Source organism: Mucilaginibacter sp. 22184, assembly GCF_052045695.1.
In the GTDB taxonomy this organism is placed as follows: Bacteria; Bacteroidota; Bacteroidia; order Sphingobacteriales; family Sphingobacteriaceae; genus Mucilaginibacter.
Window position 1 is genome coordinate 372,994 of the sequence record NZ_JBQEPI010000003.1, and the last position, 20,823, is coordinate 393,816.

At 41.8% G+C, this 20,823-nt stretch carries 19 protein-coding genes; 10 read left to right on the forward strand and 9 right to left on the reverse strand.

Features of this window, described 5'->3' with window-relative positions:
• The first annotated feature begins 26 nt into the window (after window positions 1–26).
• The 3 genes from ACTJKG_RS09060 (at window position 27) to ACTJKG_RS09070 (ending at window position 3,050) form a co-directional block, all read left to right on the forward strand.
• Window positions 27–1,205, forward strand: coding sequence for a Gfo/Idh/MocA family protein (locus tag ACTJKG_RS09060; RefSeq protein WP_172335117.1), 1,179 nt, complete (start codon window positions 27–29; stop codon window positions 1,203–1,205).
• A gap of 94 nt (window positions 1,206–1,299) precedes the next feature.
• On the forward strand, window positions 1,300–2,190 hold the full coding sequence (locus ACTJKG_RS09065; protein WP_172335118.1) for a polysaccharide deacetylase family protein: 891 nt from the start codon (window positions 1,300–1,302) through the stop codon (window positions 2,188–2,190).
• A gap of 29 nt (window positions 2,191–2,219) precedes the next feature.
• Window positions 2,220–3,050, forward strand: a complete 831-nt coding sequence (locus tag ACTJKG_RS09070) for a polysaccharide deacetylase family protein (protein WP_440739000.1) — start codon at window positions 2,220–2,222, stop codon at window positions 3,048–3,050.
• 70 nt (window positions 3,051–3,120) lie between these two features.
• Here ACTJKG_RS09070 and ACTJKG_RS09075 read toward each other — a convergent pair whose 3' ends face one another.
• Window positions 3,121–3,486, reverse strand: a complete 366-nt coding sequence (locus tag ACTJKG_RS09075; RefSeq protein WP_440739001.1) for an STAS/SEC14 domain-containing protein — start codon at window positions 3,484–3,486, stop codon at window positions 3,121–3,123.
• Between the two features lie 162 nt (window positions 3,487–3,648).
• Between ACTJKG_RS09075 and queG the strand changes: the two genes are divergently transcribed.
• Entirely contained in the window at window positions 3,649–4,581 is a 933-nt protein-coding gene (queG, locus tag ACTJKG_RS09080; RefSeq protein ID WP_172335121.1) for a tRNA epoxyqueuosine(34) reductase QueG, read from the forward strand.
• A 143-nt stretch (window positions 4,582–4,724) separates the two neighbouring features.
• Here queG and ACTJKG_RS09085 read toward each other — a convergent pair whose 3' ends face one another.
• The gene (locus tag ACTJKG_RS09085; RefSeq protein WP_440739002.1) at window positions 4,725–5,753 is read right to left on the reverse strand and encodes an exonuclease domain-containing protein; all 1,029 of its coding nucleotides are present in this window, start codon (window positions 5,751–5,753) and stop codon (window positions 4,725–4,727) included.
• 135 nt (window positions 5,754–5,888) lie between these two features.
• Between ACTJKG_RS09085 and ACTJKG_RS09090 the strand changes: the two genes are divergently transcribed.
• Together ACTJKG_RS09090 and ACTJKG_RS09095 are read left to right on the forward strand one after the other, a co-directional pair.
• Window positions 5,889–7,862 (forward strand): DUF3857 domain-containing protein, encoded by a 1,974-nt coding sequence (locus ACTJKG_RS09090; protein WP_440739003.1) that lies wholly within the window; start codon window positions 5,889–5,891, stop codon window positions 7,860–7,862.
• A complete protein-coding gene (locus tag ACTJKG_RS09095; protein ID WP_440739004.1) occupies window positions 7,862–9,772 on the forward strand; it encodes a DUF3857 domain-containing protein in 1,911 nt (636 codons plus the stop codon). The genes ACTJKG_RS09090 and ACTJKG_RS09095 overlap by 1 nt, the downstream gene beginning before the upstream one ends.
• On the opposite strand, the gene ACTJKG_RS09100 is transcribed toward ACTJKG_RS09095, so the two are convergent.
• Entirely contained in the window at window positions 9,759–9,887 is a 129-nt protein-coding gene (locus ACTJKG_RS09100) for a hypothetical protein (RefSeq protein WP_256367780.1), read from the reverse strand. The two genes, ACTJKG_RS09095 and ACTJKG_RS09100, sit on opposite strands and share 14 nt — an antisense overlap.
• A 45-nt stretch (window positions 9,888–9,932) precedes the next feature.
• Between ACTJKG_RS09100 and ACTJKG_RS09105 the strand changes: the two genes are divergently transcribed.
• Entirely contained in the window at window positions 9,933–10,688 is a 756-nt protein-coding gene (locus ACTJKG_RS09105; protein ID WP_172335125.1) for a TMEM175 family protein, read from the forward strand.
• Between the two features lie 9 nt (window positions 10,689–10,697).
• On the opposite strand, the gene ACTJKG_RS09110 is transcribed toward ACTJKG_RS09105, so the two are convergent.
• From ACTJKG_RS09110 to pyrF, 4 genes are all read right to left on the reverse strand, one after another.
• Window positions 10,698–11,276, reverse strand: a complete 579-nt coding sequence (locus tag ACTJKG_RS09110) for a C40 family peptidase (RefSeq protein ID WP_440739005.1) — start codon at window positions 11,274–11,276, stop codon at window positions 10,698–10,700.
• 182 nt (window positions 11,277–11,458) lie between these two features.
• A complete protein-coding gene (locus ACTJKG_RS09115) occupies window positions 11,459–13,450 on the reverse strand; it encodes a prolyl oligopeptidase family serine peptidase (protein ID WP_440739006.1) in 1,992 nt (663 codons plus the stop codon).
• Between the two features lie 70 nt (window positions 13,451–13,520).
• Window positions 13,521–15,494 (reverse strand): prolyl oligopeptidase family serine peptidase, encoded by a 1,974-nt coding sequence (locus ACTJKG_RS09120; protein ID WP_440739007.1) that lies wholly within the window; start codon window positions 15,492–15,494, stop codon window positions 13,521–13,523.
• Window positions 15,495–15,708: 214 nt separating this feature from the next.
• Complete coding sequence (gene pyrF / locus ACTJKG_RS09125) at window positions 15,709–16,539, reverse strand: orotidine-5'-phosphate decarboxylase (protein ID WP_172335335.1); 831 nt, start codon at window positions 16,537–16,539, stop codon at window positions 15,709–15,711.
• Between the two features lie 341 nt (window positions 16,540–16,880).
• On the opposite strand from pyrF, the gene rho reads away from it, so the two are divergent.
• The 3 genes from rho to purS all read left to right on the forward strand — a co-directional run bounded on the left by rho (window position 16,881) and on the right by purS (window position 19,667).
• A complete protein-coding gene (rho, locus tag ACTJKG_RS09130; RefSeq protein WP_440739008.1) occupies window positions 16,881–18,506 on the forward strand; it encodes a transcription termination factor Rho in 1,626 nt (541 codons plus the stop codon).
• A gap of 203 nt (window positions 18,507–18,709) precedes the next feature.
• Window positions 18,710–19,432 (forward strand): CDP-diacylglycerol--serine O-phosphatidyltransferase, encoded by a 723-nt coding sequence (gene pssA, locus ACTJKG_RS09135; RefSeq protein ID WP_172335130.1) that lies wholly within the window; start codon window positions 18,710–18,712, stop codon window positions 19,430–19,432.
• Window positions 19,413–19,667: a phosphoribosylformylglycinamidine synthase subunit PurS gene (purS, locus tag ACTJKG_RS09140; protein ID WP_166093972.1), complete on the forward strand. Its 255-nt coding sequence runs from the start codon at window positions 19,413–19,415 to the stop codon at window positions 19,665–19,667. Before pssA ends, purS begins: the two co-directional genes overlap by 20 nt.
• Window positions 19,668–19,842: 175 nt before the next feature.
• On the opposite strand, the gene ACTJKG_RS09145 is transcribed toward purS, so the two are convergent.
• Together ACTJKG_RS09145 and folK are read right to left on the reverse strand one after the other, a co-directional pair.
• Window positions 19,843–20,220: an Hpt domain-containing protein gene (locus tag ACTJKG_RS09145; RefSeq protein WP_172335131.1), complete on the reverse strand. Its 378-nt coding sequence runs from the start codon at window positions 20,218–20,220 to the stop codon at window positions 19,843–19,845.
• A gap of 93 nt (window positions 20,221–20,313) precedes the next feature.
• The gene (gene folK / locus ACTJKG_RS09150; RefSeq protein WP_172335132.1) at window positions 20,314–20,808 is read right to left on the reverse strand and encodes a 2-amino-4-hydroxy-6-hydroxymethyldihydropteridine diphosphokinase; all 495 of its coding nucleotides are present in this window, start codon (window positions 20,806–20,808) and stop codon (window positions 20,314–20,316) included.
• Window positions 20,809–20,823 lie beyond the last annotated feature (15 nt).

Consider the following 20,823-nt stretch of genomic DNA (forward strand, 5'->3'; position numbering starts at 1 on the left):
AAACCACCAAATTACCATATTAAACCATGAGAACACAACCCAAACAAAGCTTTAGTTTTCATTGCAAAATGCTTTTAGCAATTATTGTTATTTGCACACTTTACTCCTTTAATACCCAAGCCCAGACTACCCAAGCCGACTCTCTGGCTAAAATCAAAGCAGCAGATAGCCTTGCCACGCGGCGAATAGCTACCGGCACCAAAGTGGGTATTGCCGGATTGAATCATGACCATATACACCTGATATTAAATGAGTACCGCCATGGCAATGTGAACATTGTGGGCATAGCCGAACCTGATAAAAAGCTTTGGCAAAAATTTGGTAAAATATATAACCTGCCAGATTCATTATTTTTTGAGGACCTGAAAACCATGTGCCAGAAACGTAAACCAACCATTGTGCTGGGTTACAACGCCGTTGGCAAACATATTGACGTTGTGGAAACCTGCGCACCACTGGGTATCTCCGTAATGGTCGAAAAACCCTTGGCAGCTACCTTGGATCAAGCCAAACGCATGGAATTTTTGGCACTTAAATATTATATCAACCTGCTCACCAATTATGAAACCACCTGGTACCCGTCGGTACAAAGTGCTTATAACACGGTAAAAACCGATAGCATAGGCGTTATCCGTAAAATGGTTTTCCATGATGGTCACCAGGGCCCTCGGGAGATTGGTTGTAGTGAGGATTTTTTAAGCTGGCTAACCGATCCTGAGCTTAACGGAGCAGGCGCACTAAACGATTTTGGGTGCTACGGCGCCGACATGATGACCTGGTTCATGCAGGGTCAGCGCCCCATCGCGGTTACGGCCATAGCCCGCCATTACAAGCCATCGGTATATCCAAAAGTTGAGGATGATGCCACTATTATAGTAGAATATGCCAATGCAACCGGCATGATCGAAGCATCATGGAACTGGCCATTCAGCATTAAGGATATGGAAATATTCGGGGCTAAAGGTTACATCCATACCTTTGATCCGGATAAGGTTCAGGTACGTATTAACAACGATGTAAAAGAATTTAAAGCGCCGCCGCTTGCCTTAATGGAGAGTGCACCTGTACCCTACTTTACCGCAGCGCTTAAAAACCCTATCAAGGTACGCAATGACCGCTCATCATTAAAATATAACATGATCGTGATGCAGATATTGGATGCCGCCAAAAGATCCATTAAAGAAGGTAAAAGGATAGTTTTGTAATAGCTGGTTAAATAATTTATTTATAAAATTGCAAACCTGCACATTTATAATATTAATTTCGCCGTTAGTTATAATCTAAAATCATTACTGTCATATGTTAAAAAAAGCTTTTGTGTGGTTAACCGTTTGTGCATTAGGCGCAATGTCATGCCAGTCTAAACCTACCGATAAAACAGCTGCGGCTGCTGATAAAAACGTAAGTAATCCTACCGCTCCAATCGGCGGTAAAATTGATAACGCCGCAATTATGGCCCGCAAACAGGTGCCTGTTGTTTGCTATCACCAGATACGCGACTGGAAAGCGACTGATTCAAAAAATGCCAAGGATTATATTGTACAAATAGCTGCTTTTAAAGAACACATCAAAATGCTGGCCGACAGTGGGTACCATACTATCCTGCCCGATCAGTTGTACGCCTACCTGACAACCGGTGCCCCCTTGCCTAAAAAACCTATTATGTTGACGTTTGATGATACCGATCTGGACCAGTTCACTATCGCCAACCCAACACTAAAAAAATACGGGTTTAAGGCAGTTTATTTTGTGATGACGGTATCTATCGGTCGCCCGCATTATATGACTGCCGATATGGTTAAAAAGCTTTCTGATGAAGGTAATGTGATCGGTTCACATACCTGGGATCATCACCGGGTTGATAAATACTCTCATAACTCAACCCTGAAGATCATCGGTAAAAATGGTAAAGTAACTACCCGTCCGGTTGACGATTGGGTTACCCAGATAGACAAGCCTACCAAAAAACTGGAAGAAATTACCGGTAAAAAAATAGATTATTTCGCCTATCCTTTCGGTATCTGGAAAAAACCGGTTTTACCAGAGATCCAGAAAAAAGGCTTCAAAATAGCATTCCAATTGGCCGATAAACGCGATCCGGATTATCCGTTGATGACCGTTAGACGTATATTAGACAGCGGCTACTGGACCACTAAAACTTTCAGCAATAGCGTAAGAAATAGCTTTTAGTCGCCCTGCCCTAAACCAACCTTATCAACATGTTATTAAAACCCCTGTTTCTGCTACTTGCTTCGGGCATTATAGCATGTCAGTCAAACTCAACTCATAAAGCTGCGGTAGTTCTACAGTCGGCTGCAAAACCAGCAGTATCAACAGGCACACCACCTGTTGATACTGCTGCTATTATGAAACGCAAGCAGATCCCCGTTTTATGCTATCACCAGATAAGGGATTGGCGCTCTACAGATTCTAAAAGCGCAAAAGATGATATTGTACAAATAGCGGCATTTAAAGAGCATATCAAGATGCTGGCCGACCAGGGATATCACAGTATCCTGCCCGATCAGTTATATGATTATCTCACCACAGGTGCGCCGCTGCCATCTAAACCCATTATGTTCACTTTTGACGATACCGACCTTGATCAGTTCACTATAGCTGCACCTGAGCTGAAGAAATACGGTTTCAAGGCTGTATATTTTATCATGACGGTATCTATCGGCCGGCCGCATTATATGACCAAGGCCCAGATCAAACAATTATCTGATGAAGGCAATATTATAGGAAGCCACACCTGGGATCATCATCCGTTTACCAAACTTAGCGGTAAAGACTGGGAGATTCAGTTGGATAAGCCTACAAAAAAACTAGAGGAAATAACAGGCAAACCGGTTAAGTATTTTGCCTACCCTTTTGGATTATGGGATAAAAAAGGGCTGCCAGAACTGCATAAAAGAGGGTTTAAGGCTGCTTTTCAACTCTCCACGAAACGTTATCCCGGCGATCCTCTAATGACCATCAGGAGGATCATTGATAGCGGGCATTGGAATGCTAAAAATCTGATGGGTAATATAAATCGTGATTTTTAATAGACAGTTTTTCAACTGATCTCCTTAAAAAAAAGGTATTGATTTAAGGCTAAAGACTTTTATATTGACGCTATTTCCCCGTAACCCATTTCACCGCCTCATCCAGCTGTTCTAAGGAGTAGCCTTTATATTGGCCCGGAATAATGTATTTAAACAGGTGGCTGAATTCTTTCACTCCTTTTTGATCGGTTACTATGGCCAATCTGTTCCACCGCATAAAAAATTTAAGGCCTATCTGCACATTGCCACACCAGGCCCCAGCCGTAAAATTCTGAATATTGGTTTCCAGAACTAATAAAAAATTGATCTTCCCAGTTTTTTTCACCTGCTCCTGAAGCAGTGGTAAAAGGGCCTTCTGATAATCGTTAATAGTTACGTCGCCAACTGCATGCATGCCTAACACATGTGAAGGCAGATAATTCATGTGTTCAAGCATCTATTTGTAATATTTTATAACGATTAGTTACAAATACCACACCAATAATTAAAAAAACTACACTTTTTATTAAAAATGCGATAAGCATCTGTCTCTGATGCTGAATAGATGGGTAAATCCTTGCTGATTTATGAATTTTATTTTATAGTATCTTTGCATCAAATGACACAAAACAGGACAACATATAGTCAACTGATTAAAAGCGAAGCACAAAAGCTTGGCTTTCTGTTTTGTGGTATTTCCAAAGCTGAATTTCTTGAAGAGGAAGCTCCCCGCTTAGAAACCTGGTTAAAAAAGAACATGCATGGCGAAATGCAATACATGGAAAACCATTTTGATAAGCGGCTCGACCCGCGTTTGCTGGTCGACGGAGCCAAATCGGTGATATCATTAGGAGTTAATTATTATACCGATAATAAACAACAAGATCCCAACGCTCCCAAAATATCCAAATACGCTTATGGTTTGGATTACCATACCATCATCAAAGACAAATTACGCCAGCTTTTACAGATCATCAACGAAAAGATAGGCGAAGTTGGCGGGCGTGTATTTGTTGATTCGGCCCCGGTTTTAGACCGGGCATGGGCCAAAAAGGCAGGCATGGGCTGGATAGGCAAAAATTCCAACTTGTTGAATAAGAAAGTTGGCTCGTTCTTTTTCCTGGCAGAGCTGATCATCGACCTGGAACTGGAATATGATATAGCCCCGACGATGGATCATTGCGGTACCTGTACCAATTGTATCGATGCCTGCCCTACTGATGCCATTGTTGGCCCATATGTGGTTGATGGCAGCCGCTGCATCTCATACCTCACTATTGAGCTAAAGAATGAGATACCGGCCGAATTTAAAGGCAAAATGGATAACTGGATGTTTGGTTGTGATATTTGCCAGGATGTATGCCCCTGGAACAGGTTCTCGATATTGAACAATGAGCCAGCCTTTACCCCTCACCCCGAACTATTGCACCTTAAAGCCGATGACTGGCAGGAAATAACCCAGGACGTTTTTCAAAAAGTATTTAAAAACTCAGCTGTAAAGCGTACCAAGTTCACCGGACTCAAACGAAATATTGATTTTTTGAGTAAATAGTAATTTGTCTGAATCAGGATTCACAGAATTATAAAACATATTGAATGTGACAAAAAAAGTCTCCTATAAATTAAATTTGTAGGAGACTTCTGTATTTCTAATTCTGAAAATCCTCTAATTCTGTGAATTCTGATTCAGACAGCTTATCCCTTTTTAAACTTCAAAGCTAATTGCTGCAGCATATCGTCATCAACGGGCTTAGCGGGTTCCTCCTTCTTTTTAAAAGGTTTAGGAGGATATTGTGTACGGGTATGATCGGGCTTGGTAAATTCTTTTTTAGGGTAATCGGTTCTTGGGGTATCCGCTTTAGGGGTTTGTTGCTCTGATTTTGGCTGATTTGCCGCTTTAGCCTGGCGTTCCGCCGCTTTTTTACCATTCCAACGGGTATAAATCTCCTCGAGTTTGCGTTTGGTGTACAGCGGAAAATCGCCCTGCATCATCCAGGAATAATAGCTTGGTTCTACATTAAATACGTCCTCAACGCGTTTACCTTTGTGTTTACCAAAGTTGATCAACTCTTCGCCCTGGTCATTAAAAACCATACGACCAGCAAAATCAACCGGTTTGCTTAAATTGGTAAAATTATGCAGCGCCTCTACATTACCCACAACCGGTACAGTAACATTTCCTTTTTTATCCTCCCACTGAACATTTTCATAACGCTCTATTTGTGCCAGTAATACCTCCATGGTGGCGCGGGTATCCGCTTCGGCAGAGTGAGCATTCTCAATAACTTTATTACAGTAAAACTGATAGGCGGCCTTTAATGTACGCTGCTCCATCTGGTGAAATATATTTTGCACATCTACAAAATGACGTTCATCAAGATTAAACAGTACCCCAGCACGTAAAAACTCCTCCATCAGCATGGGGATATCAAATTTATTGGAGTTATAACCCGCCAGATCGCTGTCGCCAATAAATTCAGCTACGGCCTGCCCTATCTCTTTAAATAACAATTCATCCTTGATGTGCTCATCATAGATACCATGTACCAGCGACGACTCCAGGGGAATAGGCATTCCAGGGTTAACGCGCCAGGTTTTTACCTCCTCGCTCCCATCCGGGTTTAGTTTTATTACAGAGATTTCAACTATACGGTCGGCGCCAATATTGGTACCCGTTGTTTCCAGGTCGAAAAAAGCAAGAGGGCGTTTTAAATTTAATTTCATTTTAAAAGTATCAATGGTAGATAGTACAAAGGTCGCAAATGTCCTAAAAAGAATTAGCAGAATAAATTTTTTAATTTATTTAATATAAACGTTTTATTTTTAATTTAATACCTTCCTATTTTATCACAATAGCACATGAAGAAACTTTTACTTATTACCCTTTTATTCATTGGTTTACAACACCTTGCTTCGGCACAAGACTTTAAAGAAGGTTTTGTACAGGAAGAAGTAGACATGCAACGGTATGATAAAGATACCGCTGCACACGCCGTGTACTTAAATGAATTTGGCAATTCGAGGATCGATATCGCCGGTGACGACCACATCAGGCTTATTTATAAATACCACGCCAAAATAAAAATACTCGACAATAAGGGTTTCTCTAATGGCACTATCGAGATCCCTATACACAATAGTGACGATGTATCCGAAGAAGTGACGGATATAACCGGTACTACTTATTATAAGGATGACAATGGACTAATGCAAAAAATTGAGCTTGACCCTAAAAAGGTATTCAAGACAAAAGACTATAAATATGGTAGTACCGTTAAATTCGCCCTGCCTGGCCTGCGTAACGGCTGTGTTATTGAGTTTAGGTATACATTGATATCGCCTTATTGGGACAGCTTCCGTAAATGGGAATTCCAGGACGAGATACCCAAGATCTACTCCCAGTACGAAGTGCATATCCCTGGTTTCTGGACGTTCAATGCCTCACTAAGAGGCCCGTATAAACTCACAAAAACCACCTCCGAACTGGAACGCGAATGCTTTACCTCGCACGGGTCAAAAAGCGATTGCTCTCACCTGACTTATGCCATGAAAGATATTCCGGCTTTTGTGGCCGAGGATTACATGACCTCGCCAAAGAATTTTTTATCGGCCATATATTTTGAATTAGTAGAGTGGACAAACCCTTATACCAGTGTTAAAACTTTGGTGAGTAAGGAATGGAAAGATATAGACCGCCAGCTTAAGATCGAAGACGCGTTTGGATCACAGCTAAAGCGAAAAGACCTGATGAAAGAGCGCATGGCAGCGGTAATAGCCGGTAAAACCACCGAAATGGACAAGGCCACAGCCATATATGCCTATCTGCAAAAATGGTATAAATGGAACGACTATTGGGGAATTTATAGTCCCGATGGTATTAAACGCGCCATGGATGCCCACACAGGCAGTATAGCTGATATCAACCTAACCTTGATCACTGCCTTAAATGCCGCTGGTGTTAATACCGAAGCCGTGCTGTTATCAACCCGCGAACATGGTAATATCAATACGCTTTATCCTGTAATAAGTGATTTTAACTATGTAATAGCTAAAGCCAATATTGATGGAAAATCCTATTATCTGGATGCTACTGATCCTCTGTTGTCTTTCGGGTTGCTTCAACTTAAATGCTTGAATGATAAAGGCCGGGTGATAAGTCTTGACAAACCATCATACTGGGTTGAACTAAGTTCGTTACAAAAAACCAGTGAGATCCACACACTCGATCTTACCTTGCTTGATAACGGGAAGATCAAAGGCACCATCACCAATTATTATAATGGCTATAATGCATATACACATCGTAAAGCGATCAAAAAATTCAACTCGGTTGATGAATATATAGAGGATCTTGACGCGAAATTGCCCAAAATCAAGATATTAAAATCAAATATCAGCAATTTGGATAGCCTTAATCAACCGCTGGGCGAAATACTTGAAGTTGAAATAGATGCTTTTGAAAATATGAACAAGGCCCGCCTGGTATTTAATCCTTTCTTTTGGGAAAAAAGAACTACCAATCCCTTTAAACTTGCCGAACGTGACTACCCGGTTGACTGGGGTATGGCGAGCGACAACAGGATGGTATTAAATATGCACCTGCCTGCGCAATATGCCATTGAAACCCCACCCCAGGTAGTGGCTTTTGCCTTACCCAATAACGGCGGTATGTTTGCCACTAATTTTGATAGCCACGATAACGAGTTTTCCTTTTCAAATATCACACGGTTTACCAAGGCTATTTATTTCCCCGAAGAATATCCTTATCTCAAAGAATTATATAACAAGATTGTCCTTACCGAGAAAACGGACATGGTTTTCAAGAAAAAATAATGAGAGCAGGTTTATTACTATTTTTTTTACTGATCATAAGCCTGGCTGCCGGGGCACAGGATAACTATGATGTTTCACTGATTTCCAAAGATCTGTTGCCCTATGCCAGCGCGGTGGTGCGTAATAACGAAGTGAACGTTGAGGTAAAGGATTATGATAATACACTTTATCACATCAAAACCGCGGTTACTATTTTAAATAAAAATGGCAATAATATAGCAGACATAGTGGTTTGGCATGATAAAACCAATATCATAAAAGGCATTAAAGGCATAGTTTACAACCAGCTTGGCAAACCGGTTAAAAAGTTTTCGGAAAGTGATTTTGAAGATGTAAACGCTCATGACGGGTTTTCGTTATTCTGGGATCTGAAGGTTAAACATTACAACCCCGCGGTAACCGATTACCCCTACACCATTGTTTATGAATATGAAGTAAAATCAAAACAATCGCTTTTCTTTGAGAGCTGGGAGCCTAACTCCACCACCGGGCAAGCCGTTGAAAAAAGTTCATACACTTTTAGCTGCAAACCCGATTTTGGTATCCGGTATAAAGAGACCAATATACCCACCAAAGTAGCCATAGGTACAAACAAGGATGGCTATAAAACCTATACCTGGCAAATCAATAACTTAAAAGCCGTTAAGGATGAACCTTATAGCCCTAATGCTGATAAATATCTAAGCAGCGTTAGGATAGCTCCCCAAAAATTCAGCTATGAAGGAGTTACCGGCGCATTCAGCAATTGGAAAGAGATGGGAAAATGGATGTATGATAAACTACTGGTTAGCCGTTTACAGGTACCTGCTACTACAGCAGCATACATGAAACAGCTCACCGATGGCATTACAGACCCTAAATTGAAAGCCAAAAAGATATACGAGTATATGCAGGATAAAACCCATTACATCAGCGTACAGGTGGGTATTGGTGGCTATCAACCCTTTTTGGCTGCCGATGTAGATCAACAAAACTATGGCGATTGCAAAGCTCTGGTAAATTATACCCAGGCCCTGCTCAAAACGGTAAACATCGACTCCTATTACTGTATTGTAAAAGCGGGCAGTACCAAAAAGAGCCCCTTAAATGATTTTGCCAGCATGGATCAGTTCAACCATGTTATTTTATGCCTGCCTTTTAAAAATGATACTACTTTTTTAGAATGTACCAGCCAGAAAATACCTTTTGGCTTCCTGAGTGATTTTACCGACGATCGTAACGTATTAGCCTGTACACCAGAGGGTGGCAAATTGTTGCATACCCCCAAATACACTGCTCAAAATAATCTGCAGGAGCGTAAAGCCTCTTTCATTTTAGATGCGCAAGGCAATTTATCGGGCCAGATGCAAACCGTTTTTAAAGGCACTCAATATGATAACCGGGAAGGTATAATTGAAGAGGCCCCCAAAGAGCGGGTAAAAAACCTGCAAAAAGAATATGCCATCAACAATATGAATATTGAAAAGGCCGATTTTAAACAAGATAAGAGCCTGCAACCCGTAACTACCGAAACCATTAAACTGAGCGCCGGTGAGTATGGTTCTGTAAATGATGGTAAAATAACCTTCCTGGCCAATGCCACCAATAGAGCCCACACCGTTCCGCGTGAGGTTCGGAACCGGCGTAACGAGGTGTACATTAACCGGGGTTATACCGACGAAGACGAGATAGTTTATGCCCTACCGGCAGGTTATCACGTAGACCTGCGGCCAACCGATGTTTCCATTAACAAGCCATTTGGCAAATTTTCGGCAACTATAACCGTAAAGGAAAACGAATTGGTTTATAAACGCCGTGTGCAGCTTATTGACGGAACTTACAGTAAGGATATTTATCAGGATCTGATAGATTTTTACCAGGCTATTGTAGAGAGTGACGATAATAATGTAACCCTGGTTAAAGGTAACTAAATATCACAATACCGAGTATAATGCCGATGATCATCACCAGGTAAAGCAAAATTTCGTTACCTGCAAAACGCTTATATTTAGTCCAGAAGGAGTAATTCTCTTTTTGATCTGACATAATGCGGCAAAATTACCAATTAAATTAAAACTACGGGATACAGATATGGTAAATGAAGAAAACGAAATAAAAAAAGAATTTCAGTTAGAGCGTGTTATACTTTTTAGCGATGCCGTATTCGCTATCATCATTACCATTATGGTTTTGGAGATAAAATTGCCCGAAGGTTTGCATCATTCCAATGCCCAACAAATAAATGAGGCTTTTAAAGAACTGGTACCCAAATTTTTAGGATACGCATTTAGTTTTGCTTTAATCGGTAATTACTGGTACAGGCATTTACAGCTATTCAGTTTTCTGAAAGATTACAATCTTAACCTCATCATCCTGAACTTGCTCTTTCTCTTTTGTGTCTCCATGTTTCCATTCGCGGTAACTTTTGTAACCGCAGGCTTTGACATTATAAAGTACAGCTGGGGGCTATTTTCCTATATCGGCATTATATTCCTGGTGAATCTCTCGCAAACCATGATCGGCTATTATCTCATTATAAATAAAGCCTCATTATGCTTAAATACCAATAATATGGAAGCTGTACTGAGATGGAAGGTACAACGTCTGAATTTTGTTATCGTGCCTTTGGGTTTTGCATGTATGGCACTCATCATCTGGCTTAAATTAGATTCGCAAATATTATTGTACTTTGTAGGTGTGTATGGCATACTGGTAGCCGGGTTGAACAGGAAATACTATCCGGATCAAAACAATTCTGCACCTATACTCTTCCGGCTCCTCAGATCCCGCAGAAAAACCGCGGCACAACCGGTTAAGAAGAAAAGCATAACCAAAAGAAAATCTTAAACCGACTGATTATTTACCCGCACTGGCGTCGGTAACGCTCGTATCTGCTATAATAGAACCCGCACGCGAAAAATATTTATACATGGAAGGATCGCGCAGGCGAACGATGATCACTCCTCGCCTGGAACTGGCATGCACTACGTATCCATTTTGCAGGTATACGCCCACATGGCTAAACTGTTTGCCATCAAAATCAAAGAAAACCAGATCTCCTTCTTTCAGATCCTCTTCGTATTTACGTTTGATCACGGTGATTTGCTTGCTGGTCATCCTCGGGATGGTAATACCATAAACCTGCTGTTCCAGTAAAAAAACAAGCCCGGAACAATCAACACCATTCTGATCCAGGCCACCAAATTTATAGGGAACCCCCATCCACTGATCAATGAATGTATATAACCTGCCATTTTGAATATCACTCCTACCCACGCCCATAATTTGTGAATACTTATCGGCCATTTCGGTCTTCGGTTTCACAATTTCGCCGGGCTGCCCTTTCATTGCTGCCTTACGCGAATGGCAGGATGTTAGTACCAGCGGCACAAAAAACATGGCAAACAGGTAAAACAGATGGCGGTGTTTAGTCATGAAGTAAAATTATACTTAACCAATAGTTATTTAATACGGATATTTTTAACATATTAACAATGGGCCTCAGATGTGCAGATATGTAAATGTGCGGGGGTGCAGATGAGGATAATTTATTGATGATTTAATTTTTCAATTTGCACATCCGCACATTTACATATCCGCACATCTCAGACCCACATCTAAAATCGGGGCTGGGGGGTTAAATACTTCCCGAACCAATCAATATAACGCTGCACCCTGTCTACCTGGTAACTCGGTATACTGATGCCATGATATTGTCCCGGGTAAAGCACCAGCTCCGTTGGTATGCCCTGCGAACGGAGTGCCTCATACATCTGCTCGCCACCAGAGGTTGGCACATTGAAATCCTTTAAACCCGACATAAACAGAGTTGGGGTCTTGATCTTATCGGCATGAAAAAACGGATACGATAGTTTAATATATTTATCGGCATTCTTCCACGGAACACCCAACTCGTTATCATACTGAACCACCCATTGGTCGCTGCCATAAATGGATAGTTGCAAGGCACTGCCCGCCCCGCTTGCCGCGGCTTTAAAACGGGGATCGGTAGCTATGGTATAATCTGTTAATATGCCCCCATAACTCCAGCCGCCTATCCCCAGTCGTTGCGGGTCGGCAATGCCTGTTTTCACCAATTCATCAACCGCACCCAGCAGATCTTTCACTTCCTTATTGCCCCAATCGGCATAAATGGCCTTGGTGTACTCCAATCCACGGCCTGTACTCCCCCTATAATTAACTGCGGCAACGGCATAACCAGAACTCGCTAATACTTGCCTGGTGGCATCAAACTCAAACTCATCCTGATCTGTTGGGCCGCCGTGTATGTATAAGATAAAAGGCAGTTTTTGGGTTACTAAACTATCCGGAGTATACAATATCCCCGATACCAGCGTACCATCGCTGCTGAACGATTGGAAACCTTTTACATAAGCCAGCTTCACCTTGCTAAGCCATTTATCCTGATGAAAAGTAAGCCGGCGGATCTTTCCGTTTTCAATAGCCACCAATTCATGCGGCATATACGGATTGGTCATCTTAGCTATCCAATTGCCCGGCGAATGCGCTATCAGAGTTTCAAAACTGCATTGGTTACCTTTATTAATTATAGTAGATTTACGGAGCAACAGATTATACTGGGCCACGTACCGGATCCGATCATTACTTACCAGGTAAATGATGTTCTTACTATCCTTACTCCAGGCATGGTTGCTCACCGGCCTGTCCAGTTGCGCGGTAAGTATCTTATTATTTTTACCATCAGCATCCATAATACAAAGCACATCATGCTGGTAAATAAAATAATCGGCATCGCTGGTTGAGCGCAGATAAGCGATATACTTACCATCGGGGCTCCATAGTGGTTTAATATCGTGCCCGGTAAAAGTGGTCAGTTGCTGGGCTTCTGCTCCGCTTTTGGCTTCAATGGTAAAAATGTCTGAGTTTTCGTTTTTATCCGGATCATCGGTATGGTTACTTACAAAAGCTATGGTTTTACCATTCGGGCTCCAAACCGGCGAATCATCATCCATATCGCGCCGGGTTAGGGTATCCAACTTTTTAGTGTCGATATCATAAACATACAGGTGCGTATGTCTGTGCTGCAGATAGCCCTCAATATCCTGCTTAAAATGATAACGGTCTATTTTGATGGGAGCGATCGTTTTGGGTTCGGGTTTACCACCATTTTCAGGATCTTTAATGGTAAGTGCCAATCTTTTACTATCCGGCGACCATACATAATCCTGCAATTCCCCTTTCATATCGGTTAGCTTATGCCCTTCGCCGCCCCTGCGATCCATTAGCCAAACTTGTCCGCCGTTTTTGGAATCTTTTTCGGATATAAAGGATACATATTTACCATCGGGGCTCCATTTTGGTGTCGAAGCCGGGTCATCGCCAAAAGTAAGCTGAATAGATTGTTTGCCATCATAACTCTGCATCCAGATGTGTGATACCCTTTTGTCCTTAGCCGAATCAACCTCGGCCAAACTATAGGCTATCCATTTACCATCGGGCGAAAGCTGCGGCTCATCCAAAGTGGGGATATGATAAAAATCGGTTGGTTTAAACGGCTTTTTAACCGTTTGGGCCAAAGCGTTGCTGCAGAGCCCAACTAAAATAAATAATAAAGTCTTCGTATTCATTATATCAACTATTCGGATACTTCAATATCGTATTGCAAATCAAAACTCTCCCTTCAGGGGGCAGGGGGACCTATTTCAAATATTTATTATACCAGTCTACATAGCGCTGCAGCCTATCTACCAGGTAGCTTGGCTTGGTAAGACCGTGAAACTGGTTAGGGTACAATATCAATTCTGTTGGTATGCCCTGCGATCTCAGCGCCTGGTACATTTGTTCGCTGCCAACGGTAGGCACATTAAAATCCCTCAAACCCGACATAAACATCACCGGCGTTTTTATTTTATCGGCATGAAAAAACGGATACGATATCTGGATCCATTTATCAGCGGTTTTCCAGGGCTGGCCAATTTCATTTTCATACTGCAATACATACTGGTCGGTTCCGTAAACCGATAGCTGCAACGCGCTGCCTGCACCACTGGCAGCCGCTTTAAAACGGGTATCAGAAGCGATGGTATAATCGGTAAGGATACCGCCATAGCTCCATCCGCCAATGCCTAAATGATCGGGATCGGCAATGCCCATTCTTTCCAGGTGATCAACAGCACCCAACAGATCTTTTACTTCTTTATTGCCCCAGTCGGCGTATATGGCTTTACAATAATCTAAACCCCTGCCATTGCTGCCGCGATAATTCACAGCGGCGACCGCGTATCCGGCCGCGGCAAGCATTTGCCGGGTGGCATCAAAGGTGTATTCATCCTGCCCTACCGGACCGCCGTGTATAAATAATATCAATGGCCATTTTTTACCGGCAACGCTATCTGGTGTAAACAATATACCTGATACCTCCGTACCATCGGCACTGCGCGATTGAAAACCGGATACATGGGCCAGCTTTACCGTATTTAACCAATTCTGATGATGAAAGGTTAAACGGCGAAGCTTTTCACCTTCTAAAGCAAATATCTCAGCGGGCGTATAGGGATCACTTTTGCTTACTACCCAATTGCCGGATAAATTGGTATTGATATCGGTAATACCGAACATTCCTTTACTTATGGTTGCTATTTTGCCATTGTTGATATTGATACTGGCCAGGTAACGCTGCCTGTCATCAGTTACTAAAAATGAGATATTTTTATTGTCCCTGGCCCAGGTTTGAGCAGAAACAGGTCGGTCGAGCTGTGCTGTCAGTACCCGGTTGTTGGAGCCGACGGCATCCATGATGCATATCACATTTTGATCATACATCATATAATCGGCATCGCTTGTGCTGCGCAGGTATGAGATATACCGGCCATCGGGGCTCCATTGTGGATTGCTATCGCGCCCTTTCCAATCTGTTAGCTGTAACATGGTAGAATTAGGGTGAGCATCGATAGTAAAAATATCCTTATTCTGGTTTTTATCCGGATCAACGGTACGGTTACTTACGAAGGCTATTGTCCGGCTATCCGGCGACCATACCGGCGAGTTTTCATCCTTATCGCCTTTGGTGAGGGTATCTAATTTTTTAGTATTTACGTCAATCAAGTATAAATGATCATGCAATTGTTGTAAATAACCTTCCACATCCTGCTTAAAATGATAACGGTCGATCACAATTGGTTTGGGGGTTTTAGGTTCTTCCTTGCCTTTGTTTTCGGGATCGCCTATCACCATCACTATTTTCTTACTATCTGGCGACCAGGCATACTCGCCCAGGCTGCCTTTTACATCAGTGAGCTTAAAGCCTTCACCTCCCCTGCGGTCTATCAGCCAAAGCTGCGACCCATTTTTGGAATCGCGCGACGAAAGAAAAGCCAGGTATTTACCATCGGGACTCCACCTGGGTGATGAAGCGGCTTCGTCGCCATGCGTCAGCTCTATAGACTCTTTGCCATCCCAGCTTTGCATCCAAAGGTGCGATACACGTTTATCCTTAGCCGTATCAACGGTTGATACTGTATAAGCTACCCACTTGCCATCGGGAGCAAGCTGCGGATCGCTCACGGCGGGTATGCGGTAAAAATCAATGGGCTTCAGGGGCTTTTTTCCCTGTTGGGCAAACGCGCAAAAGGAAATAGACAGGGCAACAAGGGATAAGAAGGTTGTTTTCATACGGTATAGCCATATAGCGGACGTAATTTAGTAATTATGCCGAACAATTGTCTGAACCATAATTATCAGGATTTAATGATTTACATGATTCTGACCAAAGCATAATTTATCTGAACCCGAATTTATCGAATTTTTGGATTAACAGAATTATGATACGTATAAGGTAAAAGATTCCAGTAATTCAAAAATTCGATAAATTCGAGTTCAGACAACCTTATATCACTCCTGCTTTCTCCAGCTCTATCTGCATTTGTTGCTGCATACGTTGTGCTTCGGCACGGGCGGCATCGGCAAAATCTTTTCCGTTTCCGGCATAGATAATAGAGCGGGACGCATTTACCAACAAACCGCAATCCTTCGTGATACCATAACGGCAAACATCCTCCAGGCTACCGCCCTGCGCGCCAACTCCTGGCACCAGTAAAAAATTATCAGGCGCATATTTGCGGATATTGGTAAATTCTGTGCTTTTGGTGGCACCAACTACATACATGATCCTGTCGGCACCGGCCCAGGTGTTAGCTTTTTGTATCACGGTTTCGTACAGATAGCCATCGCCGGTTTGCAGATATTGAAAATCCTTGCTGCCTACAGATGAGGTAAGCGCCAGCAAAATGATCCATTTACCTTCATAAGCCAGGTACGGGGTTACGCTGTCGTTACCCATATAAGGTGTAATGGTGATGGCATCAAAGCTCATACCCGATGCTTTTTCATCAAAAAAAGCCTGCGCATATTTATCTGAGGTATTACCGATATCGCCCCGTTTGGCATCTATTATATTTAAAGTATCCGTGGGTAAATATTTCCAGGTATCAATGAGGCTCTGCAACCCTTTTATACCATAGGCCTCATAAAACGCGGCATTGGGTTTGTAGGATACGCAAAGATCTTTAGTGGCATCAATGATCCTTTTATTAAATTCCAGTATCGGATCGGGGTAATCTTTTAAAAATTCGGGGATCTTATTAATATCAGTATCCAAACCAACACATAAAAATGATTTTTTTTGTTTGATCTGTTCTATTAACCGGGCGCGTGAAATCATTAATGCTTTACTATTTTGAATGTCAAAAAAACTAAAAATTTAGCTTATATATGGTCAATTATGAGATATTTATTTCAATTAATTTGAAATTATAAATTAATTGATTACAATTGCAGCGTTTTCCTTTGAATTTTTCTTGCACTAAAGAAACAATTTAAAACCCCACGTTATTTATTACAACAATATTTACCTGGATTTGGATGTTTACTTATACAAAGTTTCAAGATAATTTCTTTTAATAATTCTTCATGTTTAACCACCAAATGCGCATGGGGCTTTATTACCGTCAAGAAAACAAATTACAACATTAAAAATCCCATTGAACTATAATTCATATCATGTCTGATAAAATAGAATTGAACGACAAACTCGTTTCTGAGTTGCGCGAAATTGCAAAAAATTTAGGTATTGCCGAGGCCGACGAGCTCAGAAAGCCACAGCTAATATCCCGCATCATTGAACAACAACAGCTTATTGAGGCTGCCCGAGCCCAACAAAACATTGTTGAGTCAAACTATACTCCTACTAACGCCCCGGCCGCCGAAACAGGAGATAAAACACGCAAAAGAACCCGTGTGTTAAAACCAAAAACACAACCACGCGTTGAGGTACCTTTAGATGACACCAACCTGTTTGATGTACAGGATGAAGAACCAGCTGAAGAAACCGAGAACGAAATACCTGCAGTAGCAGTTGCCGAGGATGCTTCACTGGTTCAGCCAGGCGAAAGTGCAACCAGAAGCGAAGAGCCCGCTACTGAAGGCCGCCCGCAAAAATTTGACAGGCGTGCCAATGGTAATGGCAATCAAACCCAGCAAAAAAGCCAGGAACCTGCCATTAACCTTGATTTTGATAATGTAATCGTTAATGAAGGCGTACTGGAAATTATGCCCGATGGTTATGGTTTCTTACGCTCGTCAGATTATAACTACCTTACCTCTCCCGATGATATTTATGTATCACAATCACAAATAAAATTATTTGGCCTTAAAACCGGAGATACTGTTCGTGGTAGCATCCGTCCGCCAAAAGAGGGCGAAAAATATTTCCCGCTGGTACGTGTAGAAGCGATTAATGGCCGTATCCCGGCCGAAGTACGTGACCGTGTGCCATTTGATCACCTTACGCCGCTTTTCCCGTCAGAAAAACTGAGCCTGTTTACAGATGCCGGCAACTATTCAACCCGCATCATGGACCTGTTTTCGCCAATTGGTAAAGGTCAGCGCGGTTTAATTGTGGCCCAGCCAAAAACCGGTAAAACCATGTTGTTAAAAGATGTGGCAAACGCTATAGCTAAAAATCACCCAGAAGTTTACCTGATCATATTACTGATAGATGAACGCCCTGAGGAGGTAACCGATATGGCCCGCAGCGTACGCGCCGAAGTGGTTTCATCAACTTTTGATGAACCTGCCGAGCGTCACGTAAAAATTGCCAACATCGTATTGGAAAAAGCAAAACGCATGGTAGAGTGCGGTCATGATGTGGTGATCCTGCTTGATTCTATCACCCGTTTAGCGCGTGCTTATAACACCGTTGCTCCTGCATCCGGTAAAATATTATCTGGTGGTGTTGATGCCAATGCGCTACACAAACCTAAACGCTTTTTTGGTGCCGCCCGTAACATCGAGGATGGCGGTTCATTAACCATCATTGCTACAGCACTTACCGAAACCGGTTCAAAAATGGATGAGGTTATCTTTGAAGAGTTTAAAGGTACAGGCAACATGGAGTTACAACTGGATCGTAAGCTTTCAAACAAACGTATATTCCCGGCTATCGATATTACCGCGTCAAGCACACGCCGCGACGACTTGCTGCTTGATCGTGAAACCCTGCAACGCATCTGGATACTACGTAACCACCTTGCCGATATGAATTCACAGGAATCAATGGAGTTTTTACAGGCCCAGATAAAAGGCACCAAAACCAACGAAGAGTTTTTGATTTCCATGAACTCGTAATATTTTAGCATTTATGAAGTTATAGATATGGACGGTATCAAGTAGTTAGTATCAAGTATCAAGACAGTTTCCCGAAAGGCGATAATGATTTAAAAAATCTTGATACTTGATACTAACTACTTGATACTTGATTCCGCAAATAAAATTATTATCTGTAACTTCATAAATACTTAATAAAATCCTGATAACTTCATGGCCTGATAATGAAGAAGCGCGTTAAGAAACATCTCCCCAATGCCATTACCTGTGCCAACCTGTTTAGCGGCTGTATAGGAATAGTATTTGCTTTTCAGGGCAACCTCATCATAGCTGCCTACGCTATCTTTCTTTCTTCTATATTCGATTTTTTTGACGGACTGGCTTCGAGGGTTCTTAACTCCTATTCATTTATAGGAAAAGATCTGGATTCACTTGCCGATATGGTAAGCTTTGGTTTTTTACCATCGGCCATATTATATGAGTTATATTTAAAAGCACCGCAAATTGACCACATAAGCCCTTATTTGTGTTATGTCGCATTTTTAATAACGGTATTTTCGGCTTTACGCCTGGCTAAATTCAACAATGATACCCGCCAGTCTGATAGTTTTATTGGCCTGCCAACACCAGCCAATGCTATATTTATTGCGTCGTTGCCATTAATTATGCAGCAATATCACGGTTTGGATGTTTATATACTGAACCCTTACGTGCTTACTGTTTTAGTAGTAGTAATGTGTGTATTGCTGGTATCCGAAATACCGCTGATGTCGCTTAAATTCAAGAATCGCGACTTTAATAAAAACATTTTCCGTTATTTACTGCTCTTGTTTTCGGCAATACTGATTCTATTTTTTAAATTTGTGGCAGTTCCGGTGGTGATATTTATATACATCACTTTATCTTTAATTCAATTTAAATTCACAAATGACAAAGTTCCAGGCTGAAATAGACGTAATGCCCAAAAAAGAAATTCTTGATCCTCAAGGAAAAGCAGTAACCGGAAGCATGAAAAATCTTGGTTTAGCCGAAATACAAAATGTACGCATCGGTAAACACATTACCCTCGAAATTGAAGCCGACAGCGCCGAAACAGCACACGCCAAAGTAGATCAGGCCTGCAAAAATCTGCTAGCCAACCTGATCATGGAAAGCTATACTTTTACTGTACAAGCAGTATAATTATCAGGTAAAAGCTGAAAGGTAAAAGGCTAAAGGTTTTTTGATCTGCACTAGGCCGACTAACTAACTTTTTATTTTGAATTCGATATTTTCAAAACAAACCTTTTACCCTTCACCTTTATCTTTTTACCTTGCTATTAAGCATTCAAAATAACCTTTTGCCTTTCGCCTCCCTTTATAGTTCCCCTTCTTTTTCGGTTTTTATTTGCTGAAGAGTTATCAGGTTGGCATTTATTAATGTCTTTACCCGGTTAAATTTCTTCATAATCTCGTCGCCGTTGGGTGCGCTTTCCTTGCAGGCTATTTCTATCTCCTGTATAATTTCCTGGCTTATGGGCATGCCAAAAAAACCCAGATTGGGCTTTAACTTATGCGCGGCTTGCCCGCTCGCGTTCCAGTCTTTGCCGGCTAAGGCACTTCCAATATCACCAAGCAATTCCGGGGTCTGCTGCAGAAACATACCTATCGACTCCACAATAAACTCTGTACTGCCATCGGCAATTTCATACAAAAAAGAAAGATCAAGATCCTGGTTTGGTGAAATATCGGCCATATTTGTTAAAAGTTGCTTTGTGAGTAGTTGATTGAGTGGTTGATTATGTTGACAGGTTTCCCATCCTAATATAAAACTTATTCAACCACTCACCTAATACTCACCTAATTTATATTTTTTTACAATCAAGTCGTCTACAAGTTCATTTTTTAGCTGTAAAATATCCTTATGCAGCACCGGGTGGACAAAAGCCGCGGCAATTTCGGCCAATGGCTCCAGTGTAAACCGCCTTTTATGTAGTTCGGGGTGCGGAATTTTCAGATCGGGTTCATCAACAATCTCATCACCATAAAATAAAATATCGATATCAATAGTACGTGCCCCCCACTTTTCTTTACGCTCACGCCCCAGCATAATTTCAATAGCCAGTATTTTTTCTAATAATTCCCTTGCTGATAATGATGTATGCAGCTGCACTACCTGGTTCAGATAGTCGGGCGCATCGGTTTTGCCCCATGATTGTGTTTCAAATACCGACGATAACTTTACAACCGGGGTGATTTCAGCTTCAATATGGTTAATCGCTTGTTTCAGAAACAATTTCCTGTCGCCAAGATTACTACCTAAAAGCAAAAAAATGTTATTCATGTTGTAACAAATATT

Coding starts and splice junctions, on each gene's coding strand:
- ACTJKG_RS09060 (WP_172335117.1), top strand. CDS start 27: ATGAGAACACAACCCAAACAAAGCTTTAGTTTTCATTGCAAAATGCTT.
- ACTJKG_RS09065 (WP_172335118.1), top strand. CDS start 1,300: ATGTTAAAAAAAGCTTTTGTGTGGTTAACCGTTTGTGCATTAGGCGCA.
- ACTJKG_RS09070 (WP_440739000.1), top strand. CDS start 2,220: ATGTTATTAAAACCCCTGTTTCTGCTACTTGCTTCGGGCATTATAGCA.
- ACTJKG_RS09075 (WP_440739001.1), bottom strand. CDS start 3,486: ATGCTTGAACACATGAATTATCTGCCTTCACATGTGTTAGGCATGCAT.
- queG (WP_172335121.1), top strand. CDS start 3,649: ATGACACAAAACAGGACAACATATAGTCAACTGATTAAAAGCGAAGCA.
- ACTJKG_RS09085 (WP_440739002.1), bottom strand. CDS start 5,753: ATGAAATTAAATTTAAAACGCCCTCTTGCTTTTTTCGACCTGGAAACA.
- ACTJKG_RS09090 (WP_440739003.1), top strand. CDS start 5,889: ATGAAGAAACTTTTACTTATTACCCTTTTATTCATTGGTTTACAACAC.
- ACTJKG_RS09095 (WP_440739004.1), top strand. CDS start 7,862: ATGAGAGCAGGTTTATTACTATTTTTTTTACTGATCATAAGCCTGGCT.
- ACTJKG_RS09100 (WP_256367780.1), bottom strand. CDS start 9,887: ATGTCAGATCAAAAAGAGAATTACTCCTTCTGGACTAAATATAAGCGT.
- ACTJKG_RS09105 (WP_172335125.1), top strand. CDS start 9,933: ATGGTAAATGAAGAAAACGAAATAAAAAAAGAATTTCAGTTAGAGCGT.
- ACTJKG_RS09110 (WP_440739005.1), bottom strand. CDS start 11,276: ATGACTAAACACCGCCATCTGTTTTACCTGTTTGCCATGTTTTTTGTG.
- ACTJKG_RS09115 (WP_440739006.1), bottom strand. CDS start 13,450: ATGAATACGAAGACTTTATTATTTATTTTAGTTGGGCTCTGCAGCAAC.
- ACTJKG_RS09120 (WP_440739007.1), bottom strand. CDS start 15,494: ATGAAAACAACCTTCTTATCCCTTGTTGCCCTGTCTATTTCCTTTTGC.
- rho (WP_440739008.1), top strand. CDS start 16,881: ATGTCTGATAAAATAGAATTGAACGACAAACTCGTTTCTGAGTTGCGC.
- pssA (WP_172335130.1), top strand. CDS start 18,710: ATGAAGAAGCGCGTTAAGAAACATCTCCCCAATGCCATTACCTGTGCC.
- purS (WP_166093972.1), top strand. CDS start 19,413: ATGACAAAGTTCCAGGCTGAAATAGACGTAATGCCCAAAAAAGAAATT.
- ACTJKG_RS09145 (WP_172335131.1), bottom strand. CDS start 20,220: ATGGCCGATATTTCACCAAACCAGGATCTTGATCTTTCTTTTTTGTAT.
- folK (WP_172335132.1), bottom strand. CDS start 20,808: ATGAATAACATTTTTTTGCTTTTAGGTAGTAATCTTGGCGACAGGAAA.